At 47.5% G+C, this 596-nt stretch carries 1 protein-coding gene; it reads left to right on the forward strand.

Going from position 1 to position 596, the window contains the following annotated elements; all coding sequences use genetic code 11:
- Positions 1-263: 263 nt before the first annotated feature.
- Positions 264-596: outer membrane protein (locus V7660_RS17185; RefSeq protein ID WP_442910063.1), on the forward strand; the 333-nt coding region annotated here is incomplete at its 3' end.

Consider the following 596-nt stretch of genomic DNA (forward strand, 5'->3'; position numbering starts at 1 on the left):
AAGGGCAGCAAAGCAAAAGCTTTGACGAGGCGTTGGCCAAGCCTTTGTCTGAGCATGACATGACAATGAGCGCGGCAATCTCGGTATATCGGGACTTGAAGCGGCTCACCAACTTATAAGCCAGCAAACGGTATTATCTTTGGTGTGGCAAATTTGTCACACTTTCTGAAATTCGATACGGTAATTGCAGATACTCGTTTGCAACTTATAGAACTCATGGTAAGCAAATAATCAGTGAGAAACGACCTACAGGGAGCTGGGATATGAACTTCGTAAAAAAGACAGCTGTGGCGATTGGCGCATTGTTGGCATCATCAGTTGCGGCAAGTGCTGCCGATATGGACACTCCACTTAGCTACTGGAGCGGATTTTATGTCGGCGCACAGGTTGGCGCAGGCGCCAATGTGTCTGACTTTCTGTGCGAAGGAGATTGCGGTGATATACTTCTTGATACCAGTCTGAACAATATATTGGCGGGTGGTTATGTCGGCTACAATTACCAGATTGACCGGTTCGTCGTTGGTGTAGAGGGCGACTTGTCGGCTGCCTTTGGCAGGGATGATTTCTATTATAACCAATGGGACGCGATTGATTAC

The sequence above is a fragment of the Hyphomonas sp. genome, assembly GCF_036964145.1.
Classification (GTDB): Bacteria; Pseudomonadota; Alphaproteobacteria; order Caulobacterales; family Hyphomonadaceae; genus Hyphomonas.